General features: G+C 62.9%; 22 protein-coding genes and 1 tRNA gene. 14 read left to right on the top strand and 9 right to left on the bottom strand.

Features of this window, described 5'->3' with window-relative positions:
- Window positions 1-2 precede the first annotated feature (2 nt).
- Window positions 3-800, top strand: coding sequence for an isocitrate lyase/PEP mutase family protein (locus GEV01_RS13060; protein WP_152804891.1), 798 nt, complete (start codon window positions 3-5; stop codon window positions 798-800).
- A 50-nt stretch (window positions 801-850) separates the two neighbouring features.
- Here the strand turns inward: GEV01_RS13060 and GEV01_RS13055 are convergent, their stop codons facing one another.
- Window positions 851-1,267, bottom strand: a complete 417-nt coding sequence (locus GEV01_RS13055; protein ID WP_152804889.1) for a DoxX family protein — start codon at window positions 1,265-1,267, stop codon at window positions 851-853.
- 24 nt (window positions 1,268-1,291) lie between these two features.
- Entirely contained in the window at window positions 1,292-2,107 is an 816-nt protein-coding gene (locus tag GEV01_RS13050) for a pirin family protein (protein ID WP_152804887.1), read from the bottom strand.
- Between the two features lie 102 nt (window positions 2,108-2,209).
- Here GEV01_RS13050 and GEV01_RS13045 point away from each other — a divergent pair, with 102 nt between their 5' ends.
- Window positions 2,210-3,100, top strand: coding sequence for a LysR family transcriptional regulator (locus GEV01_RS13045; protein ID WP_152804885.1), 891 nt, complete (start codon window positions 2,210-2,212; stop codon window positions 3,098-3,100).
- Here GEV01_RS13045 and GEV01_RS13040 read toward each other — a convergent pair.
- A complete protein-coding gene (locus GEV01_RS13040; protein ID WP_152804883.1) occupies window positions 3,092-3,886 on the bottom strand; it encodes a hypothetical protein in 795 nt (264 codons plus the stop codon). The genes GEV01_RS13045 and GEV01_RS13040 overlap by 9 nt on opposite strands.
- 279 nt (window positions 3,887-4,165) lie before the next feature.
- Between GEV01_RS13040 and GEV01_RS13035 the strand changes: the two genes are divergently transcribed.
- The 3 genes from GEV01_RS13035 to GEV01_RS13025 all read left to right on the top strand — a co-directional run bounded on the left by GEV01_RS13035 (window position 4,166) and on the right by GEV01_RS13025 (window position 6,546).
- Window positions 4,166-4,867: an alpha/beta hydrolase gene (locus GEV01_RS13035; RefSeq protein WP_152804880.1), complete on the top strand. Its 702-nt coding sequence runs from the start codon at window positions 4,166-4,168 to the stop codon at window positions 4,865-4,867.
- Window positions 4,868-4,990: 123 nt separating this feature from the next.
- Complete coding sequence (locus GEV01_RS13030) at window positions 4,991-5,449, top strand: MarR family winged helix-turn-helix transcriptional regulator (RefSeq protein ID WP_152804878.1); 459 nt, start codon at window positions 4,991-4,993, stop codon at window positions 5,447-5,449.
- 347 nt (window positions 5,450-5,796) lie between these two features.
- Complete coding sequence (locus GEV01_RS13025) at window positions 5,797-6,546, top strand: PEP-CTERM sorting domain-containing protein (RefSeq protein WP_152804876.1); 750 nt, start codon at window positions 5,797-5,799, stop codon at window positions 6,544-6,546.
- A gap of 56 nt (window positions 6,547-6,602) precedes the next feature.
- Here GEV01_RS13025 and GEV01_RS13020 read toward each other — a convergent pair whose 3' ends face one another.
- Complete coding sequence (locus GEV01_RS13020; protein WP_152804874.1) at window positions 6,603-7,811, bottom strand: TonB family protein; 1,209 nt, start codon at window positions 7,809-7,811, stop codon at window positions 6,603-6,605.
- 184 nt (window positions 7,812-7,995) lie between these two features.
- Window positions 7,996-8,072 (bottom strand) — tRNA-Pro (locus GEV01_RS13015).
- 261 nt (window positions 8,073-8,333) lie between these two features.
- Between GEV01_RS13015 and GEV01_RS13010 the strand changes: the two genes are divergently transcribed.
- Genes GEV01_RS13010 through GEV01_RS13000 form a run of 3 tightly spaced genes read left to right on the top strand, consistent with a single transcriptional unit; the run spans window position 8,334 to window position 12,149 of the window.
- Complete coding sequence (locus tag GEV01_RS13010) at window positions 8,334-10,649, top strand: TonB-dependent receptor (protein WP_235914348.1); 2,316 nt, start codon at window positions 8,334-8,336, stop codon at window positions 10,647-10,649.
- 40 nt (window positions 10,650-10,689) lie between these two features.
- Window positions 10,690-11,037, top strand: a complete 348-nt coding sequence (gene arsC, locus GEV01_RS13005) for an arsenate reductase (glutaredoxin) (RefSeq protein WP_152804870.1) — start codon at window positions 10,690-10,692, stop codon at window positions 11,035-11,037.
- Window positions 11,038-11,039: 2 nt separating this feature from the next.
- Entirely contained in the window at window positions 11,040-12,149 is a 1,110-nt protein-coding gene (locus GEV01_RS13000) for a hypothetical protein (RefSeq protein ID WP_152804868.1), read from the top strand.
- A 43-nt stretch (window positions 12,150-12,192) separates the two neighbouring features.
- Here GEV01_RS13000 and ispB read toward each other — a convergent pair whose 3' ends face one another.
- Window positions 12,193-13,182, bottom strand: a complete 990-nt coding sequence (gene ispB, locus GEV01_RS12995; RefSeq protein ID WP_152804866.1) for an octaprenyl diphosphate synthase — start codon at window positions 13,180-13,182, stop codon at window positions 12,193-12,195.
- Window positions 13,183-13,465: 283 nt separating this feature from the next.
- On the opposite strand from ispB, the gene rplU reads away from it, so the two are divergent.
- The 6 genes from rplU (at window position 13,466) to GEV01_RS12965 (ending at window position 19,299) form a co-directional block, all read left to right on the top strand.
- Window positions 13,466-13,777, top strand: a complete 312-nt coding sequence (rplU, locus tag GEV01_RS12990; RefSeq protein WP_008445658.1) for a 50S ribosomal protein L21 — start codon at window positions 13,466-13,468, stop codon at window positions 13,775-13,777.
- 39 nt (window positions 13,778-13,816) lie between these two features.
- Complete coding sequence (gene rpmA / locus GEV01_RS12985) at window positions 13,817-14,074, top strand: 50S ribosomal protein L27 (protein ID WP_008445659.1); 258 nt, start codon at window positions 13,817-13,819, stop codon at window positions 14,072-14,074.
- Window positions 14,075-14,187: 113 nt separating this feature from the next.
- Complete coding sequence (obgE, locus tag GEV01_RS12980; protein WP_152804864.1) at window positions 14,188-15,297, top strand: GTPase ObgE; 1,110 nt, start codon at window positions 14,188-14,190, stop codon at window positions 15,295-15,297.
- Window positions 15,298-15,466: 169 nt separating this feature from the next.
- Window positions 15,467-16,585 carry a glutamate 5-kinase gene (gene proB / locus GEV01_RS12975; protein ID WP_152804861.1) on the top strand — a complete coding sequence of 373 codons (1,119 nt, stop codon included), beginning with the start codon at window positions 15,467-15,469 and terminating at the stop codon, window positions 16,583-16,585.
- 92 nt (window positions 16,586-16,677) lie between these two features.
- Window positions 16,678-17,856, top strand: a complete 1,179-nt coding sequence (locus tag GEV01_RS12970; protein ID WP_152804859.1) for an alginate O-acetyltransferase AlgX-related protein — start codon at window positions 16,678-16,680, stop codon at window positions 17,854-17,856.
- Between the two features lie 21 nt (window positions 17,857-17,877).
- On the top strand, window positions 17,878-19,299 hold the full coding sequence (locus GEV01_RS12965; protein ID WP_152804857.1) for an MBOAT family O-acyltransferase: 1,422 nt from the start codon (window positions 17,878-17,880) through the stop codon (window positions 19,297-19,299).
- On the opposite strand, the gene nth is transcribed toward GEV01_RS12965, so the two are convergent.
- From nth to GEV01_RS12950, 3 genes are all read right to left on the bottom strand, one after another.
- Complete coding sequence (nth, locus tag GEV01_RS12960; protein ID WP_152804855.1) at window positions 19,296-19,943, bottom strand: endonuclease III; 648 nt, start codon at window positions 19,941-19,943, stop codon at window positions 19,296-19,298. The genes GEV01_RS12965 and nth overlap by 4 nt on opposite strands.
- Complete coding sequence (gene rsxB, locus GEV01_RS12955; protein WP_328595508.1) at window positions 19,940-20,617, bottom strand: electron transport complex subunit RsxB; 678 nt, start codon at window positions 20,615-20,617, stop codon at window positions 19,940-19,942. Before rsxB ends, nth begins: the two co-directional genes overlap by 4 nt.
- A gap of 113 nt (window positions 20,618-20,730) precedes the next feature.
- Window positions 20,731-21,966: a polyhydroxyalkanoate depolymerase gene (locus GEV01_RS12950; protein WP_152804852.1), complete on the bottom strand. Its 1,236-nt coding sequence runs from the start codon at window positions 21,964-21,966 to the stop codon at window positions 20,731-20,733.
- Between the last annotated feature and the right edge of the window lie 62 nt (window positions 21,967-22,028).

Genomic DNA, 22,028 nt, shown 5'->3' with positions numbered 1-22,028 from the left:
GCATGAGCGATTTCAAGAAACTGCATGATGGAAGTAAACTGCTGCACCAGCCTAACGCCTGGGACGCCGGTAGCGCTAGGTTGTTTGAAAGCCTGGGCGCACCGGCCATTGCCACCACCAGCGCCGGCGTGGCCTGGGCCGCAGGCTATGCCGACGGCGGCCAGATGCCGGCCGAGGTGGCGATCAACGTCGCCGCCAGCATCGCCCGCGTGTTGACGGTGCCGCTGTCGGTGGATATTGAAAACGGTTATTCGGATGATGCCGACGCCGTCGCGCAAACCGTGCTGCGCCTGATCGATGTCGGCGTGGCCGGCATCAACCTGGAAGACGGCGGCGATGCGCCGTCGCTGCTGGCCGCGAAAATCACTGCCATCAAGAAGCTGGCGGCGCAGTCGGGCAAGGACATCTTCATCAACACCCGCACCGACGTTTATCTGAAAGGTCTGGCGCCCGAAGACGAACGCGTGGCCGAAGTGCTGAAGCGCGCCGCGCTCTACAAGGAAGCCGGCGCCGACAGCCTGTTCGTGCCGGGCATCTGCAAGGTCGACGAGATCAAGGCGGTGGTGGCTGGCGCCGGCTTGCCGGTCAACGTGATGGATTGGCCGGGCCTGCCTTCGGCCGAGGAACTGCACCAGCTGGGTGTGCGCCGACTGAGCGCGGGTTCCGGTATTTCGCAAGCCTTGTGGGCGGTGGCCGGCGACATGGCCAAGGACTTCCTGGCCACCGGCAGCGCCGGTCCGCTGGTCGCGAAAGCCATGCCGTATGGCGATCTGCAGAAGTTGTTTATCCCAGCGCGCTGACGACGAAAAACGGCACCGCGTGCGGTGCCGTTTTTTTATGACGCTTGAGCTTATGCCGGCTGACGATTGCCAGTAACGGCGCGGCGGTTGTCGAAGCTGTAGGCGCCGGCGCCGAAGGCCACCACTTGCAGCAAGCCGCCTGCCATCGCGATGTTTTTCAGCAGGTGGATCATCTGGTTCTGGTCGCCGATCGCGTGGTGGAAAGCCAGCGCGGTGACGATGGAGAACGCGGCCAGTCCGGCAGCGACCAGACGGGTCTGGATGCCGAGTGCCAGCAGCAGGCCGCCGCCCAGTTCAACCGCGATGGCGATCGCCAGGCCGGCGGTGGCGAACGGCAGGCCGGAGGAGGCGATGTAGCCTATCGTCGCGGCCGGCGCCAGCAGTTTGCCGATGCCGCTCATGACGAAGATGGCGGCCATCAGTACGCGGCCGATTGCAGGGATGATCGAAGTGTTAGCGTTGTTCATGGTCGTTCCTTTCAATGAGTTGGATTACATCAAATTTGCCGAGCGCAATTGGGTGCCGATGCGCTCGATTTCTGTTTCGCCCTGCGCCAGCGCGGCCAGGCTGGTGTGCACCGAGTAGTAGCCCGTCACCAGTTCGTGCGGATGCTTGACCGCCGAGCCCAGCACGAATTCCGTCTCGCCTTCTGCGACGAAGTCGATGGCGCCGCCGCCTTCTTCGAACACCGCCACTTCGAGGCCGATCACCGTGTCTGCCACGCGCAGCGCACCGTCGGCCACCGCCACCCATGCAACGTCGTGGCCGGCTGGCGGCTGGTAGGTCCAGCGTTCGCCGTCACGCAGTTTCACGTGCAGGTAGTTGATCGAAGCGCGCGGCTGGATCAGGCTGGCGGCATCGCCGTAGCGGCCGATGATCACGCGTGCCGGACCGCTGCTGGTCACTTGCTCCGCCGCCAGGTACTGGCTGTGCGCCGGGCCGTTTTCGTCTTCCGGCGGCAGCGCCAGCCACAACTGGAAGCCGCGCACGCCATGGCCTTCGATGGGGCCGCCGTCGTGCCAGACGCCGTTGCCGGCGCTCATCCACTCGACGCCGCCGGCGTGCAGCACGCCTTCGCTGCCGGTGGTTTCGCGGTAGGCCGTGGCGCCGTCCATCACGACGGTGACGGTGGCGATGCCGGAGTGCGGATGCATGCCCATCTTGCCGCCGCGGTTGGCTTCCATGCGGAAGCGGTCGAGGAACACGAAGGGCTTGATCATCTGGCCGACGTCGCCGGGGCTGACCAGGCGCGTGATCGGGCCGCGGGTATTGCCTTTGGTGCGGAATGCGATGTTGCGTGTTTTCATTTGCTTGCTCCTTGTTTGCAGTGCATGGAGAGCATCTTAGGTCGGGTCTATCCATCTGAATAGCCTATATAATTGGATGGATAGTATCCAAGGAGTAGATGCATGCTTGACGCCATGTCGATGGACCAGCTGCGCACCTTTATCGCCGCAGCTGACGAAGGGAGTTTTTCCGCCGCCGGCCGCAAGCTGCGCCGGGCGCAGTCGGTGGTCAGCACCACGCTGGCCAACCTGGAGTTGCAGGTGGGTTTTGCGCTGTTCGAACGCACCGGGCGCTATCCGCAGCTGACGGAGGCGGGCAGGGCGCTGCTGGAGCAGGCGCGCGCCGCCGTCGGTGGCATGGATGCGTTCAAGGCCAAGGCGCGCACGCTGGCCGAGGGGCTGGAGCCGGAGCTGGCGGTGGCGGTCGATGTGATGTTCCCGATCGCCACGCTGACGGCGGCGGTGCAGGCGTTCAAGGCGGCGTTTCCGACCACGCCGCTCAGGCTGTACGTGGAGGCGCTGGGCGCGGTGGTGCAGCCGCTGGTGGCGGGCCAGTGCAGGGTGGCGATCATCGGCTCGCTGCCGGAGATACCGCCCGGTTGCGCGTCCGAATTCCTGCTCAGCGTGACGGCGGTGTGCGTGGCCGCGCCCGGCCATCCCTTGACGGAGGTGAGGGGCGCGATCCCGCAGGCGCAGGCCGCGCAGCATGTGCAGCTGGTGTTGACGGATCGTTCGGATTTGACAGCCGGGCGCAATTTCGGCGTGGTCGCGGCGCAGACCTGGCGGCTGGCCGATCTCGGCGCCAAGCACGCTTTCCTGCGCGCCGGATTGGGCTGGGGATACATGCCGCTGCACATGGTGGAGGACGATCTGCGCACCGGCAAGCTGGTGCGCATCACGCTGGAGGCGCACGCGCCGCTGGGGCCGGGCTTTTCGATGCACGCCATCCATCTGCGCGACCATCCGCCCGGCCCGGCCGGACGCTGGTTCGTCAACCAGCTGAAGCTAGGGTAGTTCGGCGTACTCTTTGAGCAGGTTGGCATACTCCCGTATGCCCGGGGAGGCCAGCCAGGACCACATTTTTTCCACCTGGGCCGGGTGCGCGGCATAGTAGCTTTCGCTGGCCGCCAGCCAGATGTGGTCGGTGAACAGCGGCTGCGGCAGCCGGACGACGGCGCCCCTGTATTTCTGGGCGATGTAGCTGTCCATATCGTTGGGGAAGGTGACGGAGACTGCAAAACCATCGATGCGGTAGAGCCGCAGCTTCTCCAGGTTGCGCGCGATATCGACGGCGCCGCTGTCGACTTTCAGCCCGAGATTCTGCATGCGCAGCTTGTAGCTGGCGCCCAGGGTGATGCCCAGCAGGCGGTCCTGGAAATACTTGGCCGGATCGGTGGCGCGCGGTATCTGGTCGGCGCTGCGGACGAACACGACGATGTTGAGCGGCAGTGCGCGCGCGATGTCGGGCTGGTGGTTTTTATCGCGGGGGAAGACGATGCCGGCCGTGTCCCTGGCGCTGGAATCCATGGGGGCGAAGTCCAGTTCGCCGGAGATCAGCGCTGGCTTGATGCGCATGACCGGCAAGCGTTTCAAGTTCGCTTCGCAACCGGCACTGGCGGCGAAGCGCTGAACCAGTTCCGCCGATGCGCCCGGCTTGGCCGGCACCTCGGTGCCCGTGCCTAGCCAGTAGGGCGGCCGTTCCTGGTCCAGGTAGCCGATTCGTATCGGTTCGCAAGCGGCAGCGCCACCGCCATTGCCGATGGCAATGGCGAGCGCAAATGCGAAAATGCCGAATCTCATGAATCGTCCAGGCCCCATTAACAAAGAACACCCTATTATGACAGGGGGCGCCATCCATGACCGCACTACCGGCATCGGCATTTGTGGAAAATAACGTGGTTTATTGATGACTAACGCAATGAATAAAGTACTTGAAAATACTTAGCGCGCTAAGTATAGTTCTATTCAAGCGATGACCAAGACCAGAAGGCGGCATATAGGTAGTTCGCTACTTAATAGTTGGCAATATTTATCTTGATCACGTCTTTGACTCTTCAATCCACTTTAAAGGAAATCATCATGAATGCATTAGCTCTCTCCATCGTTCTGGTACACGGCGGTTTTGTCGACGGCTCCGGCTGGGAGGATGTCAACAACATCCTGAAGCAGGATGGCTACAAGGTCAGCATCGTGCAGAACCCGACCACCACACTGGCGGACGATGTCGCGTTCACCAAGCGCGTCATCAATGCGCAGCAAGGCCCCGTATTGCTGGTGGGGCATTCCTATGGCGGCGCTGTCATCACCGAGGCCGGCAATGATCCCAAGGTCAAGGGACTGGTCTATGTAGCAGCGTTTGCGCCGGAAAAGGGCGAATCGGTCGAGACCCTGATCAAGAACCCGGCCCCCGGCGCTCCCGTGCCGCCTATCCTGCCGCCCGTCGATGGTTTCCTGTTGTTGGATCAAGCCAAGTTCGCGGCGTCGTTTGCCGCCGATGTCGATCCTAAAAAAGCCAGCTTCATGGCGAACTCGCAAGTGCCATGGGGCCTGGGCGCCTTGAGTGGCGCGGTGAGCGAAGCATCGTGGAAGGTCAAGCCGAGCTACTACCTCGTGGCCAAGGACGACAAGATGATACCGCCTGCGGCCCAGCGTTTCATGGCCCAGCGCATCAAAGCCGAAACCATCGAAGTTACTGGCAGCCATGCCGTGTATGTATCGCAGCCCAGGGCAGTGGCGGCACTGATTGAAAAAGCCGCCAAGGCTCTCGATGAGAAGCAGTAAAAGCCGCACGGCGGAGGCTCTCCATCCCCCGTCCGCGCCGCCGGCGGTTTTGTTAGCGCGCTAATTATTCGACTATAATGGTCGTCACAAGCAGCTTTTAATTTTACTTTCCGGCCATTGTTTATGAACGCCAAATCCGACAATCCGCCCACGATAGCCCAGCACCTTTGCTTCAAGCTGTACTCCGCGTCGCTGCTGATGACGCAGCTTTACAAGCCGATACTCTCCGCGCTGAACCTGACTTATCCGCAATACCTGGTGATGGTCATACTGTGGGACGAGGAAGGCCTGGGGCTCAAGGAGCTGGCCGACCGGCTGGGCCAGGATTCCGGTTCGCTCACGCCCGTCGTGAAACGGCTGGAGGAGGTTGGCTATCTTGTCAGGAAGCGTCATCCCGACGATGTGCGTAGTCTGATGCTCTTGCTGACCGACGCCGGCAAGGCGTTGCGCAAGGAGGGCCTGCAAGTCAGCCGGCAGATCGTCCAGCAATGCGGCATCAATGCCGGGGATGCGGGAAATCTGATGGCGGGGCTGGACGCGCTGATCGGCAATCTGCGCCATGAAGTCACGCCTTCCTTGTAGCAAAAAACAAACGTTTTCCTAATGGACGCAAAATGCTCCGGACGAGGCTGTTTTGCTTGTCCGAACGGTCAAATTTGCTTGATGCTTAAAATATATCGTCATAGGGGAATTGCCGTTTGGCCGCGTTCCTCTTACTTTTAGTTACAAGTTTCCGTTGGGAATAGCGGTTGGTCATTGAGAAACTTGGTTACATTTTCCTTACAATTTAGTTGTGTGTGCTCTTTGACAGACGGGTTCGCCGATCACAGAATCGGCCTCACACGGGCTTAAGAAAACGATAATTTTTCCGTGTTTTCAGTCGCGTGGTGGTAGCGGTATCCCTCTAACCTGTCTGTAAAGGAAAACCCATGACTTTGAATAAAGCAATGATGGTGTTGGCGCTGTCCCTGGCTGGCGGTGCTGCCATGGCCGTGCCGCATTCGGCAACGGTTGATTTCTCCAAGGGGCAAGAAGGCTGGTGGGCCATGCAGCCCCTGAACGGTGTTGGCGGTTCCGGTATCGATCCCAATATGGGCGTCGGCGCACCGGCCCTGCGCACCGTGATCGATAACTTCGGCGTGAGCTGGGGGACCCACAGCAACCAGGCCTTCCTCGGCGACTATACCAAGCTCGCGGGCGTCACCATCGGCCTGGATATCTCGGCGCAGCAGATCGATTTCTTTGGCCAGGAGGTCTCGCGCGACCTCGTCGTCGAGCTGCGCGACTACGACAACAAGCCGGCCAACCTGCCGTACACCAGCGTGTTCTACAGCCTCGGCAGTATCGATGCGACCAAGGGTTGGCAACATCTGTCGGTGACTATCGGTGACACCAGTTCGCTGGCGCTGCCTGCCGGCTGGGGCGGCTACGGCGGTCCCGATGGGCAGGGGCCGACCTTGCCGTCCGGCCGCACCTTCGCCAGCGTGCTGGCCAGTGTGGATGAGATCGTGTTCACGACGCTGAAGCCGGGTTATGTCTTCGACTACGCCAGGTACGATGTCGCGATCGACAACCTGTCGATCACGGCCGTGCCGGAACCGTCCACCTACGGCATGCTGATCGGCGGCCTGGGACTGGTCGGCTGGATGGCACGCCGCAAATCGCGCGCTGCGGCGTAAGCCTGTTGCGTTGACCTCGGAGAGTGGGGCCCCGCCCTCCGATGCATGTGGTCCTGTCAGTCGATGGACCAGACATAGGTCAGCGTGGCCCAGGTCGGCTCGGCCTGGCTGTCGCTGCTGGCCGGTTTGAAGCGGCACTGCGACAGCGCCTTGCGCGCAGCCTTGTCCAGGTCGGAAGAGCCGCTCGACTTCTGAACTTTCGATTCGAGGACGCGGCCGTCGTTACCCACCAGCAGTGCCAGCAGTACCGAGCCGCTCTCGCCGTTGCGGTAGGCATTGATCGGGTAGGCCGGTGTGGGGCAGGCGCGCGCGTCGACAAATACGGCGGGACGCAGCCCCTGGCTGGCGGAGCTGGCGCTGATGCTGGCGACCGGCGGCGCGCTCGCCCGGCTGGTTTCAGCCACGGACTTCGCTTCGCTGCGCGCAGGAGCCGGATCTGCCGGCCGTTCCACTTCCTCGCGCGCACGGCTCGCCTCGGGCGCGGCGGCCGACTTGGCGGCCTGGACCGGAGGCGCCGGCGCCGGAGTCGGCTTGGCGGCTTCGGCAGGCTTGGCTGGCGGGGGCGGCTGTTTGGCATTGGATGCCAGGGTCGGCAAGTCCAGCTTGTGCAGGCCCAGGCCCATGCTTTTCAACATGGCGGTCAGGCGTTCATATTCCGTGGCCTTGGCTGCGGCACTTGGCGCTTTCGACGCTGCGGAAGGTTTCGCCAGTTCCGCCGCGACTGCGCCTATGCCGGACGGGGCCGCTGCTTGGGCGGCGCCGGTACTGGACGCCTTGCCTTTGGCTGCGCTGCTCGCCGCCGGCGCCTCGGTCTGCGCCTGTCCTTCGGCGGCTGGGGGGGCGGCGCTGTCGGCGGAATAAACAACCGCCTGCTCAAGGCGCAGCATCGATTGATTGTCCCGCCAGACATACCAGAGCACGGCCATGATCGCGATCGCCAGCATACCGAGCACCGCTGCGATGATGCGGGCATGCCGGCCTTTCGCATAGTGGTGGATGCCGCGGAGCAAGGCATCCGCTTTTTTCCTGACGGCAGGGCGCTGCTCGCCGAGGATCTGCAAATCGTAGAGTTCCCGCTGATCCAAATCGGACAGTACGCTGTACGCGGTGTTCAACCGCGCCATCATCTGCACTGCGGACTCGTCGCCTACGTTCTTATCTGGGTGATGTTTCTGCGATAGCGAACGATAGGCCGCGCGTATCACTTCGGGTGGCGCGTCGCGGGTGACGTTGAGGCATTCGTAATGGCTGGGAAATTTTGTCATCGGATAGAGCGAGTGTTATTGACCGCGACCTGGGCATGGAACTTGTCGACAGTGCAAGATACTATATTGAAATCAAGCCGCACGAACGCATTCTCAGCAGTTGCCGGGAAAGAATGACCAAAAAACAACAAGTGTGTTGTGCCGGCGCCGCAGGCCGATCTGGAGGACGAGGGAGAGTAGGTTTTGGTCGGGGTGAGAGGATTCGAACCTCCGGCCTCTGCGTCCCGAACGCAGCGCTCTACCAGGCTGAGCCACACCCCGATTACGTAATAATTACACCAGATTTCATCGCTGTTTTCAATCGGGCGCAAACTCCAGGCGGCCAGGCGATGTCCAGGCCGTTCGCGCCCAGAACCCGCCAATTTGTGACCAGATTCCAACGTTCAGCCCGCTAATGGCAAGTTTCTTGCTTTGCAAAAAGATCAAGATGGTTAATATGATTAATTATCTAAATATGCATCTTTTTGGGGCGTCGCCCTTACTGACATGGGAAGGTCTGGCATGAAGATACGGCAAACGATTATGTGCAGTTCCGTCGCTGCGGCGATGGCGGTGTTGTCCGCTCCGGCTTGGGCGCAGGTCAAGCCGTCCGACGAGATCGAAGTGGTCAAGGTCACGGCGCAGAAGCGCAAGGAAGATCCGGCCAAGGTGGCGATGAGCATCACCGCCGTCACCGGCGCCCAGCTCCAGGCCGAACACGTCAACGACTTCACCGACCTCACGCGGGTGGTGCCCAACATCTCCTTCACCGCCGCCAGCGGCAACGGCGGCGCCGGACCCGGCACCGAGAACATCGAGATCCGCGGCATCAGCTCGACGGCCGGCGCGGCCACGGTCGGCATTTACCTGGGTGACGTCTCCATCACGGTCGGCAACGTCTACACCATGGGCACGGTGGAGCCGAAGTTCTTCGACATCGACCGCGTCGAAGTGCTGCGCGGTCCGCAGGCCACCTTGTACGGCGCCAGTTCCATGGGCGGCACCATCAAGTTCGTGCCGAACGAGCCGGACCTGAAGGAGCGCGAATTCAGCACCTACGGCGAGCTGTCCAACACCAAGGGCGGCAGCGGCAACTACGCGGCCAATATGGTCGCCAACTTCCCGCTGATCCCGGACGAGCTGGCGCTGCGCATCGGCGTGCAGGCCCAGCACACGGGCGGCTACATCAACCAGGTCGACGGCGACGGCAAGAACCTGGCCAGCAATATCAACAAGCTCAGCGACCAGGAAATGCGCGTGGCGCTGAAGTGGAAGCCGATCCGCTCGGTGACGATCACGCCGTCGGTCTACTACCAGAAGGTCGATGCCAAGGATATCGCCGCCTTCAACCTGGACCGCCCCAACTACCAGGCGCAGAAGCAGGTGCGCGAACCGTCCAAGGATACGCTGCTGACACCCAGCGTCACCGTCAACTGGGACCTGGGCGCGATGGATCTGACCTCGGCCACCAGCTACTTCGAGCGCAAGTTCGACCGCACGCAGAACGGCTCGGCCTACAACAGCTATTCGCTGTCGACTTTCCTGACCTCGACCGACGATGGCGGCAAGGCGCCGCCGGAGTTGATCGCGGCGATCGCCGGCCTGCCGTCGGCGGTCTACCTGAACAACCAGGTGCGCCAGGTGTCGCAGGAATTCCGCCTGGCGTCGCGGCCTTACGACGCGGCGGTGTCGCCGTGGACCTGGCTGGCAGGTACTTACTTCTCCAACCAGCACACCAATATCATCGAGAACGACCCGATCTTCGGCGTCACCGATACCTTCAAGAGCTTCGGCTTCGACATCGCCGATCCGGACCTGCTGCCCGGCGCGCGGCCCGGCCAGTTCCCGAACGATAACTCGTTCGCCGGCGCCTTCCATTTCCGCGAGAAGCAGAGCTCGGTCTTCGGCGAGGTCAACTACTACTTCACGCCGACTGTGCACGCCACCGTGGGCGCACGCTACCTGAAGGCCGACTCCACGCTGGACCAGCGCAACGGCAACTACCTGGCCGGCGCCGGCAACAACAGCAGCGCCGCTTCGTCGTCGAAGGCGTTCACGCCGAAGTATGCGCTGACGTGGGAAGTCAACCCGGCCAACACCGTCTACACCAGCGTGGCCAAGGGCTTCCGCCTGGGCGGCAACAACATCTACGTGCCGCCGACCACCTGTTCGCAAGACCTGGCGGCGAACGGCCTGACCAAGGGACCGGATTCGTATTCGGCCGACAGCCTGTGGAGCTACGAGGTGGGCAGCAAGTCGCGCTTCCTCAACAACCGCCTGACGGTCAACGCCGACGTGTTCTACGTGAAGTGGAAGAATATCCAGCAGGGCGTCTACCTGCCGACCTGCGCCTACACCTACAACGCCAACGCCGGCGACGCCACCAGCAAGGGCTTCGAGTTCGACATCAAGGCCAAGCCGTTGCCGGGCCTGACGCTGACGGCCTCGGCCGGCTACGTCAAGGCCGAGCTGTCGAACGACGAGGGTTCGCGCAACGGCGTGGTGGGTGCGGTGGCCGGTGCGCAGGTGCAGGGCGTGCCGAAATATAACGCCGCCTTTAACGCCACCTACAACTTCGCGGTGTTCGGCGACAAGAGCGCGTTTGTGATGGGCGGCATGCAGTGGGTGGGTGCCAGCAAGGGCTCGCTCAATCCGGCGCAGACCGACTACCAGCGGCCGGCCTATCACACCGCCGACTTCAGCGCCGGCATGGCCTTCGACCGTTACAACGTCAGCGTGTTCGTCAAGAACGCCTTCGACAATGACACGGTGATCCAGCATCCGCAGGTGGCGTCCATCGTGCAGGGCTACCGGCTGGCGCCGCGCAGCATAGGCGTGAGCGTGGCGGCGAAGTTTTAAGCGATAATGCTGCCTTTGAATTCCACGCAAGGGCAGCATCATGAGCATCACGATTTATCACAACAACGCCTGCGGTACTTCGCGCAAGACGCTGGAGGCGATACGCGCCACCGGCGTCGAGCCGGAGATCGTCGACTACGTCAAGAACCCGCCGTCGCGCGAGGCGCTGAAGGCCATGATCGCCAAGGCCGGCTTGAGCGCGCGCGCGGCGATGCGCGACAAGGGCGATCTGTACGAACAGCTGGGCCTGGCCGACGCCTCGCTGTCGGACGACGCGCTGCTGGACGCCATGATGGCCCATCCCATCCTGATCAACCGCCCCTTCGTGGTGACGGACAAGGGCGTGCGCCTGTGCCGGCCATCCGAGCTGGTGCTGGAACTGCTGTAACGATGAAGACGCTGCGCCGGCTATGCCGCTTGATACTCGCCGCCATGATGGTGCTGGCGCCGGCCGCGCATGCGGTGCCGGTGCCGGAAGGCTGGGATCTGACGTTCAAGGCGCAGCGGGCCGAGGCGCCGCCGATCCGGCGCGGATGGAACGATACCTTCAATCTCTATCAGCAGATCGACAAGCGCGCTTGGCAGATCCGTTATCTGCTGCAGCAGGTGCCGCTGGACAAACTGGATGCCGCCGTGTTCGTGCAGGGGGAGCTGCGTCGCCAGGGGCTGTTCGTCCAGGGCGAGCGCGCGTATCTGATGCTTGAACGCGGCTACTCGTCGTTCGATGTCCGCCCGGTCAACGCGGACGATGCGCGCCGCCTGATCCGGCAATACGCGCGGCACGACGGGCCGACGACCAGGACCAACCTGGCCTCGGAAGACGCCATCCATTGCACCACCAAGGTGGCCAGCTCGGTGGTCAGCCTGGTCCTCGACGGCAAGGCCAGGCAGTATTGGCTGTCCGGCGCGGACTATTGCGAGATGCAGGTTGATCTGCTGGGGCCGCTCAAGGAAATCATGTGTGGCGGGCACTGCCACACGAGCAAGACGGTCGACCGCTGGGCCGGGGCGTTGGAGAAGGAAATTAAGAACCTGCCGGCCACCGGCCCGGTGACGGGCGCCGCGCCGGGCGATGCGCGCACCGGCCTGACGTCGCGTGGGCCGGTGCTGCGGGATGCGACCACCGTAATGCGCGAAGGCGGCACGGCCGAGGCCATGTGCTATGAGCTCAACGAGTTGCTGGACTTGCCGTCGCCCACGCAGAAGGGGCGCGGGCGCGACTACAAGGATGGCGACGATGCGGAGATCAACGCCGCCATGCTGGCGCTGCTGGGCCGGCTCGACCCAAGCTGCACCTACAAGATCGGATCGCCGTTGCTGCACACGCTGGTCCGGCGCAGTTCGCCGGCAGTGATCGAGCTGGCGTTGCAGCGCGGCTTTCCGGTGAATCAGATCGATTACCACACGCCGCTTGACGAAGCGATTTTCGAAAAGCGCGAGGACATCCAGCAAATCCTCAGACGCGCCGGCGGCGTGCAGCACACCACGGCCGGCAAGTAAGCGCGGCCACAAATAAAAACGGCGCCTGAGGCGCCGTTGTCGTTTAGTGCGTGCGGTGGACCGAGAAGTGGGCCAGTTGCAGCAGCGATTCCTTGTAGACGCTGTCGGGCAGGTCGGCAATCGCGGCGGCGGCGCGTTCGGCCGCCGTCACCGCCTGCTGGCGCGTGTAGTCCAGCGCGCCGCTGGTGGTGATCGCCGCCAGGATGGTGTCGAAGTGCTGCTCGTCGCCTTGCTCGATGCAGCTGCGCACCAGCTCGCGCTGCTCCGGCGTACCGTTTTCCATCAGGTAGATCAGCGGCAGCGTCGGCTTGCCTTCGCGCAGATCGTCGCCGACGTTCTTGCCGATTTCATTGGCGTCGCCCGCATAGTCCAGCACGTCGTCGATCAGCTGGAAGGCCGTGCCCAGCGAGCGGCCGTATTCGCCGGCCGCTTCGATTTGCTGGTCGTTGCAGCCGGAAATCAGCGCGCCCAGCTCGGCCGCCGCTTCGAACAGCTTGGCGGTCTTGGAGCGGATCACCTGCAGATAGCGTTCCTGGCTGACGTCCGGGTCGTGCATGTTCAGCAGCTGCAGCACTTCGCCTTCGGCGATGACGTTGGTGGCGTCCGACAGGATCTGCATCACGCGCATATTGTTCAGGCCGACCATCATCTGGAAGGCGCGCGAGTACAGGAAGTCGCCCACCAGCACCGAGGCGGCATTGCCGAACAGGGCGTTGGCGGTGGCGCGGCCGCGGCGCAGCGACGATTCGTCGACCACGTCGTCATGCAGCAGCGTCGCGGTATGGATGAACTCGACCACCGCCGCCAGCTCGTGGTGCGCGGTGCCCTTGTAGGAATAGGCGTTGGCCACCAGCAGCACCAGCACCGGGCGGATGCGTTTGCCGCCCGCGCTGATGATGTACTCAGCAATCTGGTTGACGAGGCTGACCTCGGAATGCAGTTTCTGGCGGATCACCGTGTTGACCGCGTCCATGTCGGCGGCGATCGTGTGGGCGATATTGTTTTGGGTGGCGTTTTGGGTAGCGGCAGACAAGGCGAACCTGTGCGGTAGACTATTGGTGCCGAGATTATACGTCATGCCCCCGTCTACAGGGGCTGCCTGCCCCATCCGAAGCAACATGTTTGCCAAATATGTAAGATGAAGGCGACAGCAAGATAGCCGACATACCACGCCCGCCGGCATTTGTGAATAGTTTTTGACGCGAAATCCCATCCCATGTATAATCAGCGGTTCCCCGGTTTCCATGCCTGCCTCTCAAGGGCGTTGCAAGGACATCGGACGAAATTTTCTTAAACATTTGATGAGGTTTCAAATCATGTACGCGGTCATAAAAACCGGTGGCAAACAATACAAAGTTGTCGCTGGCGAAAAACTTAAAGTAGAACAGATACCGGCAGACATTGGTTCCGAACTCACCATCGATCAGGTCCTCGCCGTTGGCGAAGGCGAGAGCATCAAATTTGGTGCTCCTCTGGTTGAGGGTGCAAAGGTACTGGTTACTGTTGTGGCACACGGTCGTCACGATAAAGTGAAGATTTTCAAGATGCGTCGTCGTAAGCACTACCAGAAGCATCAAGGCCATCGCCAAAATTACACCGAAATCCAAATCGTATCGATCAACGGCTAATCGCCGTTTGCCCGAGAATTAGTATCCAAGGAGTCTTAAATGGCACACAAAAAAGGCGGCGGCACAACGCGAAATGGTCGTGACTCAGAATCAAAACGCCTGGGCGTTAAGGTTTACGGCGGTCAATCGATCAATGCTGGTGGCATCATCATTCGTCAACGCGGCACGCCAGTGCGCGCCGGCGAAGGTGTTGGCATGGGCAAAGACCACACCCTGTTCGCTCTGGTGGACGGCAAGGTCAAGTTCGTAGTCAAGGGCGAAGGTTCGAAGCAATTCGTTACCGTTGTTCCAGCGTAAATAACGCTACCCGGCCCGGTGCGCTAGCCGCACGGGTCGTTTTGTAAGGCGCAAGCCTTCAATCGAAAGGCTCTGCCCACGGTAGGGCCTTTTTAGTTTTATGGCGGTACATCATGAAGTTTATCGACGAAGCAAAAATTGAAGTGATCGGTGGTGACGGCGGCAATGGTTGCGCCTCGTTTTGCCGTGAAAAATTCCGCCCGTTCGGCGGCCCTGACGGCGGCGACGGCGGCAAGGGTGGCTCGATCTGGGCTGTAGCGGACCGTAACATCAATACCTTGGTCGATTTCCGCTTCTCCAAGGTGCACCGCGGTAAAGACGGCGAATCCGGCCGCGGCGCCGATTGCTACGGCAAGGGCGCTGACGACATCCATCTGCGCATGCCGGTCGGCACGCTGATCATCGACGATCTGTCCGGCGAAATCCTGGCCGATCTGACCGAACACGGCCAGATGGAACTGCTGGCCAAGGGCGGCGAGGGCGGCTGGGGCAACATCCACTTCAAGACCTCGACCAACCGCGCCCCGCGTCAAAAGACCGAAGGCAAGGAAGGCGAACGCCGCGACATCCGTCTGGAACTGAAGGTGCTGGCCGACGTCGGCCTGCTGGGCATGCCGAACGCCGGCAAGTCGACCTTTATTTCGGCCGTGTCGAATGCGCGTCCCAAGATTGCCGACTACCCGTTCACGACGCTGCACCCTAACCTGGGCGTGGTCCGCGTGTCGCACGAGAAGAGCTTTGTGATCGCCGATATTCCCGGCTTGATCGAAGGCGCTTCCGAAGGCGCCGGCCTGGGCCACCAGTTCCTGCGTCACCTGCAGCGTACCGGTCTGCTGCTGCACATCGTCGACCTGGCGCCGTTCGAGACGGACGTCGATCCGGTCAAGGAAGCCAAGGCCTTGGTCAACGAACTGAAAAAGTACGACGAGGCATTGGTCGACAAGCCGCGCTGGCTGGTGTTGAACAAGCTGGACATGGTACCGGAAGCCGAGCGCGTCAAGCGTGTCAAGGACTTCATCAAGAAGTTCGGCTTCAAGGGCCCGGTGTTCGAGATCTCCGCGCTGAGCCATGACGGCACGCAGGAGCTGGTCAACGCCATCCAGAAGCACCTGGAAGAGAAGCGCCACACCGAGCAGCGCTCGGAAGAAACCCAGATGACGGAAGAGGCGCGCGGCATCTCGTCCATCGATCCGGACGATCCGCGTTTCAAAATCCTCGACTAATCCTCTGCATCACCGGCATAATCAGTTATCAGCTGATTATGCCTTTCCATCTCGGCGCCCGTCCTGCCACAGCAGGGCCGGCGACTGTTAGCGGCAAAGCAGGGCAATCCGCCCGCCAAATCACAGCACTGAATCCCTTCATCCGCTTGTTTGGAGAATTGTCGTACCTATGAATTCCGTCATACAAAAAGCTACGCGCATCATCATCAAGGTCGGTTCCTCGCTCGTCACCAACGACGGCCGCGGCCTGGACCACGCCGCCATCGCGCGCTGGGCGTCGCAGATCGCCGGCCTGCGGGCCCTGGGCAAGGAAGTCGTGCTGGTATCGTCCGGCGCCATCGCCGAGGGCATGCTGCGCCTGGGCTTCGAACAGCGCCCGACCGACATCCACGAACTGCAGGCCTGCGCCGCCGTCGGCCAGATGGGCCTGGCGCAGATCTACGAGACCAGCTTCCGCGCCCACCAGCTGGGCACGGCGCAAGTGCTGCTGACCCACGCCGACCTGGCCGACCGCGAACGCTACCTGAACGCGCGCTCGACGCTGACCACCTTGCTGCGGCTGGGCGTCGTGCCCATCATCAACGAGAACGACACCGTCGTCACCGATGAAATCAAGTTCGGCGACAACGACACGCTGGGCGCGCTGGTGGCCAACCTGATCGAGGCCGACGCGCTGATCATCCTGACCGATCAGCAAGGCCTGTACAGCGCCGATCCGCGCAAGGATCCGTCGGCGACGCTGATCCAGCAAGGCCGCGCCGGCGATCTGGCGCTGGAGGCGATGGCCGGCGGCGCGGGCAGCAGCCTGGGGCGCGGCGGCATGCTGACCAAGATCCTGGCCGCCAAGCGTGCCGCCAAGTCGGGCGCGCACACCGTGATCGCCTACGGCCGCGAGAACAATGTGCTGGAGCGCCTGGCCGGTGGCGAATCGATCGGCACCGAGCTGGCGGCGCAGACCGGCCACCTGACGGCGCGTAAGCAGTGGATGGCCGACCACCTGCACACGGCAGGCCAGGTGGTGCTGGACGCCGGCGCGGTGCAGAAGCTGAGCAAGGAAGGCAAGTCGCTGCTGCCGATCGGCGTGGTCGACGTCAAGGGCGAGTTCGGACGCGGCGCCGTCATCACCTGCGTCAGCGCCGACGGCGTGCCGGTGGCGCGCGGGCTGTCCAACTACACCAGCGCCGAAACGCGCCGCATCATGCGCAAGCCGTCCAGCGAGATCGAGGCCATCCTCGGTTTCGTCGAAGGCCAGGAGCTGATCCATCGCGACAACCTGGTGCTGGTCTAGACCCGGAGCTTGAGCGCGGTTGATGGTGCATTGCATATCTGCTACCATGCGCAACCGATATGTAAGACCCAGTCAAAAAAGTACCCCGCCTTATGAGTTCTTCGCCTCTTGCGCAGACCGCCGCCGCAGCGGTCGCGCGCCCAGCGCGGCCGCGCCGGCTGCGGCCGTTCCGCGTGCTGTTCGTGCTGCTGATCTTCGCCGTCAGCCTGATCCCCGCCATCGCCACCATCGACAATGGCGCCAAAAGCGCGCCCGACCTGGTGGAAATGCGCCCGCTGGCGCCGCTGCCGACCCACTGGGAAGGCCGCTGGTACGACTTCGACAAGAACTACCGCAATTTCGAAAAAGGCTATTCGGACCACCTGGGCTTGCGCAGCCTGATGATACGCACCAAGAACGAGCTGGACCTGCGCCTGTTCCACACGTCGCGCCGCGTCTATTTCGGCAAGCAGGGCGAGATGTACGGCCGCAGCATTTCCGACATCGAGCTGCCGGCCACTGAAACCCTGCTGGCGGTGCCGACCAACGCCGAGCTGGTGTACCAGGGCATGGCGAAGGTGGCGGCGCAGCTGAAGGCGCAGGGCACGACGATGATACTGATGACGCCGATGAGCAAGCAGTATTTCACGCAGGACCGTATTCCGTTCTTCCTGCCGCGCATCCAGCAGCCGTCGCACTTCATGCAGCTGTATCGCCGCTTCGAGCAGACGCCGGAATTCCACTTCGTCGACGTCTACGGCATCCTGGCCGCGTCGCAGGGCAAGTTCCCGATTTTCTACCGCCAGGATTTCCACTGGACCGACCTGACGGCGCTGAAGGTGGCGGAACAGGCCACCAACCGCATCGCCAGCCTGGAAGGGCGGGGGCCGGCCTGGAGCCACCCGCTGGCCTACCACACCGAAGCCTTCGACGGTTCGGAAGCGCGCTTTGCCGCCGTGCTCAGCAACGGCGTGCAGATGGAGCCGCAGCTGACCAAGACCTGGCAGGACGTGCACCAGGTGCAGACCATGGATGCCCGCAAGACCGGCTTCGAATCCATCACCGACACCGTCGGCGGGCGCGGCCTGCTGCCGGCCACCTGCCTGTTCGGCAACAGCTTCAGCGACGGCATGATGCGCGCCGGCCTGGCCGACCACTTCGAGCAGTTCATCCGCCTCGACCGCGCCATGATGCTCAAGGACACGCCGCCGCTGATACGCGGCCGTTGCAAATACATGATTGTGCAAGTGCTGGACAACTCGGCAGGCGCCTGGCTCTCGCTGGCTGAATAATCGCTTAACACTGGATACCCCATGGTCTTTTCGTCGCCAGGATTCTTATTCCTGTTCTTCCCCTGTTTCTTCGCGCTGTACTGCCTGCTGCCCAGGTTGTGGCGCAACGGCTTCATCCTGCTGGCCAGCATGGCCTTCTACCTGCTGGGCGCGGGTGCGCTGACCGTCGTCGCGCTGGTGCTGCTGATGGCCAACTGGCTGCTGGCGGGCCTGATCGGCCGCTTGCGCCGCGACGATGCGCGGCTGCCGCAGGCGCGGCTGGCCATGGCGCTGGCGCTGGTGCTCAACCTGACGCCGCTGATCGCCTACAAATACCTGGGCTTCCTGGCGCAACTGCTGGCCGACGCCGGCGGCGCCCGGCTGCTGGACGATGTCGCCCGTCTGGGCCTGGTGCTGCCGCTGGGGATTTCGTTCTACGTGTTTCACTTCCTGTCCTACCAGGCCGACGTCTACGCGCGCCGCATCCAGCCTGAGCGCAGCCTGCACAAGTTCGCGATCTACATCTTCCTGTTCCCGCACCTGATCGCGGGACCGGTGGTGCGCTTTGCCGAAGTCAAGGAACAGCTCGACGTCAAGCGCCGCGCGCTGGTCGGCAGCGATGTGTTCTGGGGCTTGAACCTGTTTATCATCGGCCTGTCGAAGAAGCTGCTGATCGCCGACCCGCTGGGCGCGGTGGTCGACCTGATGCACCGGCCCGACGTGGCGCTGAGCACCTACTCGGCCTGGCTGGGGGCGTTCTGCTACGCGTTCCAGATCTACTTCGACTTCTCCGGCTACACCGACATGGCGATCGGCATGGCGCGCATGATGGGCTTCCGCTTCCCGCGCAACTTCAACCGTCCGTACGCGGCCACCAGCGTCACCGAATTCTGGCAGCGCTGGCACATGACGCTGTCGCGCTTCTTCCGCGACTACGTCTACATCCCGCTGGGCGGCAACCGCACCAGCACCTTCAAGACTTACCGCAATCTGTTCATCGTGTTCGGCCTGTGCGCGCTGTGGCACGGCGCCGCCTACACCTTCCTGGTGTGGGGCATAGGGCATGGCGTGCTGATCGCGCTGGAGCGCGCGGGCGTGCTGAACACGGCCAAGTGGCGCCTGGGCAGCCTGCCGGTGTTCCTGTGCGCGACGGTGCTGTGGGTGCCGTTCCGCGCCGACAGCATGGCGCAGAGCAGCAAGCTGCTGCGCGTGATGTTTGGCCAGGAGCCGTCGGTGCCGCTGTGGACCAGCGCGAATGTGATGCTGGCCGATCCCAAGGTGATTTTCCTGCTGGCGCTGTCGGCCGTGATCTGCCTGGCGGGCGACAAGCTGTTCTACCGCTTGCGCAATATGAGCTTCCGCCGTCCGAGCCTGGTCGGCGTCTACAGCGTGGTGCTGTACCTGCTGTCCTGCCTGTCGGTGGTGGAGGGCGGCTTCAATCCCTTCATCTACTTCCAGTTCTAGAGGTTGTCCGGGGCCGGGGTCTTGCTGCGGTAGTCGCACAGGTCGAGCTGCATGCAGTTCCAGCACTCCGGCTTGCGCGCCTTGCAGGTGTAGCGGCCGTGCAGGATCAGCCAGTGGTGGGCGTCCTGCAGAAACTCCTTCGGCACGAATTTCAACAGTTTCTGTTCGACGATGTCGACGTTCTTGCCCGGCGCCAGGCCGGTGCGGTTGGAGACGCGGAAGATGTGCGTATCCACCGCCATCGTCGGTTCGCCGAAGGCCGTGTTCATCACCACGTTGGCGGTCTTGCGGCCCACGCCCGGCAACGCTTCCAGCGATTCGCGGTCGCGCGGCACTTCGCCGCCGTGCAGCTCCACCAGCATCCGGCACGTCGAGATGACGTTCTTGGCCTTGGTCTTGTACAGGCCAATGGTCTGGATGTAGGTCTTCAGTTCCTCTTCACCCAAATCCAGTATGGCTTGCGGCGTGTTTGCCACCGGGTACAGCTTGCGCGTGGCCTTGTTGACGCCGACGTCGGTGGCTTGCGCCGACAGCAGCACGGCGATCAGCAGTTCGAATGGCGACGTGTATTCAAGTTCGGTTTCTGGCTTGGGATTGGCGGCGCGGAAGCGCTCGAACATTTCTTGGCGTTTGGCTGGATTCATTGCTTGGTTTCAGATTCTTTTTTCAGGCGGGCGCGCTCCATCGCGGCGGCGATGATGGCGCGCTTGCGTTCCTTCTCGGCTTCGCCGGCAGCGTCGGCCGGATCGAGCGCGTGCACCGCGGCCATCTTGGCCTGGGCCTTGGCGGCCAGGCGGGCGTCGTTTTCCTGCTGGTCGCGGCGCAGGCGCATGGTGCGGAAGTCGTGGCGTTCGCGCGCGGCGTCGGCGTCGGCCTGGCGCCAGGCGTCCCAGCCGGTGGTCTCGGTGACGGGATACATGACGATGCAGTCGACCGGGCAGGGCGCGACGCACAGGTCGCAGCCGGTGCACAGCGCCGGCGCCACGGTGTGCATCAGCTTGGCCGCGCCGATGATGGCGTCCACCGGGCAGGCCTGGATGCACAGCGTGCAGCCTATGCACAGCGACTCGTCGATGTAGGCGACCGCGCGCGGGCGCTCCAGGCCGTTGACCGGGTTCAGCGCGATGACCGGGTAGCCGGTCACCGATGACAGCCTGGCGATGCCTTCCGCGCCGCCTGGCGGGCATTGGTTGATCTGGGCGGCGCCGGCGGCGATCGCTTCGGCATACGGCCGGCAGCCGTCATAGCCGCACTTGGTGCATTGCGTTTGCGGCAGGACGTCTTCGATGCGGTCGGCGAGTGAGGGGGGAGTCGGCACGGCGGATGTGATGGCGATAAAGCGCCATTATCCAATAAAAAAGCCCGTGTGGCTTGGCGGCGTTGTCGAACGTCGCCAGCGCACACGGGCGTCTGGTGGAGGGCGGGGCCCGCTCAGCCGTGTTTTTTGATGAACTCGGTGATTTTCGGGCACACCATCTCGCGCCAGCGGCGGCCGGAGAAGATGCCGTAGTGGCCGGCGCCGGGCGCGACGTAGTCTTGCTGCATGTCGGCCGGGATGCCGGTGCACAGGTCGTGCGCGGCCTGGGTCTGGCCGGCGCCGGAGATGTCGTCCAGCTCGCCTTCGACGGTGAACAGCGCCACCGAGGTGATGTCCTGCGGACGCACCAGATTGCCGCCGACCTTCCACGTGCCCTTGGGCAGCGCGAAGTCCTGGAACACGGTCTTGATCGTGTCGAGGTAGTACTCGGCCGGCATGTCCAGCACGGCGTTGTATTCGTCGTAGAACTTGCGGTGGCTGTCGGCCGGCTCGTCGTCGCCTTCGACCAGGTGCATGTAGAACTCGCGGTGGCTCTGCGCATGGCGGCCCGGGTTCATGGCGATGAAGCCGGCGTGCTGCAGGAAGCCCGGGTAGACCTTGCGGCCGAAGCCAGGGTAGTTCGGCGGCACCGCGTAGATCACGGTGTTTTCAAACCACGAGAATTTCTTTTCGGTGGCCAGGTTGTTGACCTGCGTCGGCGAGCGGCGCGGGTCGATCGGGCCGCCCATCATGGTCATGGTCTTCGGCAGCGCCGGATCCTTGGCGCTGGCCATCAGCGAAATCGCCGCCAGCACCGGCACGGTAGGCTGGCACACGGAGATCACGTGCACGTTCGGGCCCAACTGGCGGATGAAGTCCTGCACGTAGTAGATGTAGTCGTCCAGGTGGAACGCACCTTCGGACAGCGGCACCATGCGCGCATCGGTCCAGTCGGTGATGTAGACGTCGTGGTCCAGCAACAGTCCGCGCACGGTGTCGCGCAGCAGCGTCGAATGGTGACCGGACAGCGGCGCCACCAGCAGCACGGTAGGCTGCTTGAGGGCCTTGATCTTCTTGTCGTCCAGGTCTTTCTTGAAGTGGATCAGGCGGCAGAAGGCCTTGTTGGTGACGACCTGTTCGATGATGCCGACGCTCTCGCCCTTGAGCTCGATGCTGTCGATTTCAAACGCCGGTTTTTCGTAATCCTTGCCCAGCCGGTACATCAGCTCGTATCCGGCCGCGATCCGCTGCGAAAACGGCGTGTGCGCCAGCGGCGACACCGGATTGCTGAACATCTTGGACGAGGCGTCGGCCCATTGCATCAGGGGCGTCAGGAACGAGCGTTGCATTTCGTGCAGTTGGTAGAGCATATGTATTCCTGGGATCGAGAGCTTGGTGCGATGCACCAATACCATACATCATAAGCCAGATT

The sequence above is a fragment of the Rugamonas rivuli genome (assembly GCF_009380165.1).
GTDB lineage: Bacteria > Pseudomonadota > Gammaproteobacteria > Burkholderiales > Burkholderiaceae_D > Rugamonas > Rugamonas rivuli.
Note: the sequence above shows the minus strand (reverse complement) of the source record. Positions and strands in the feature narration are given on the sequence as shown.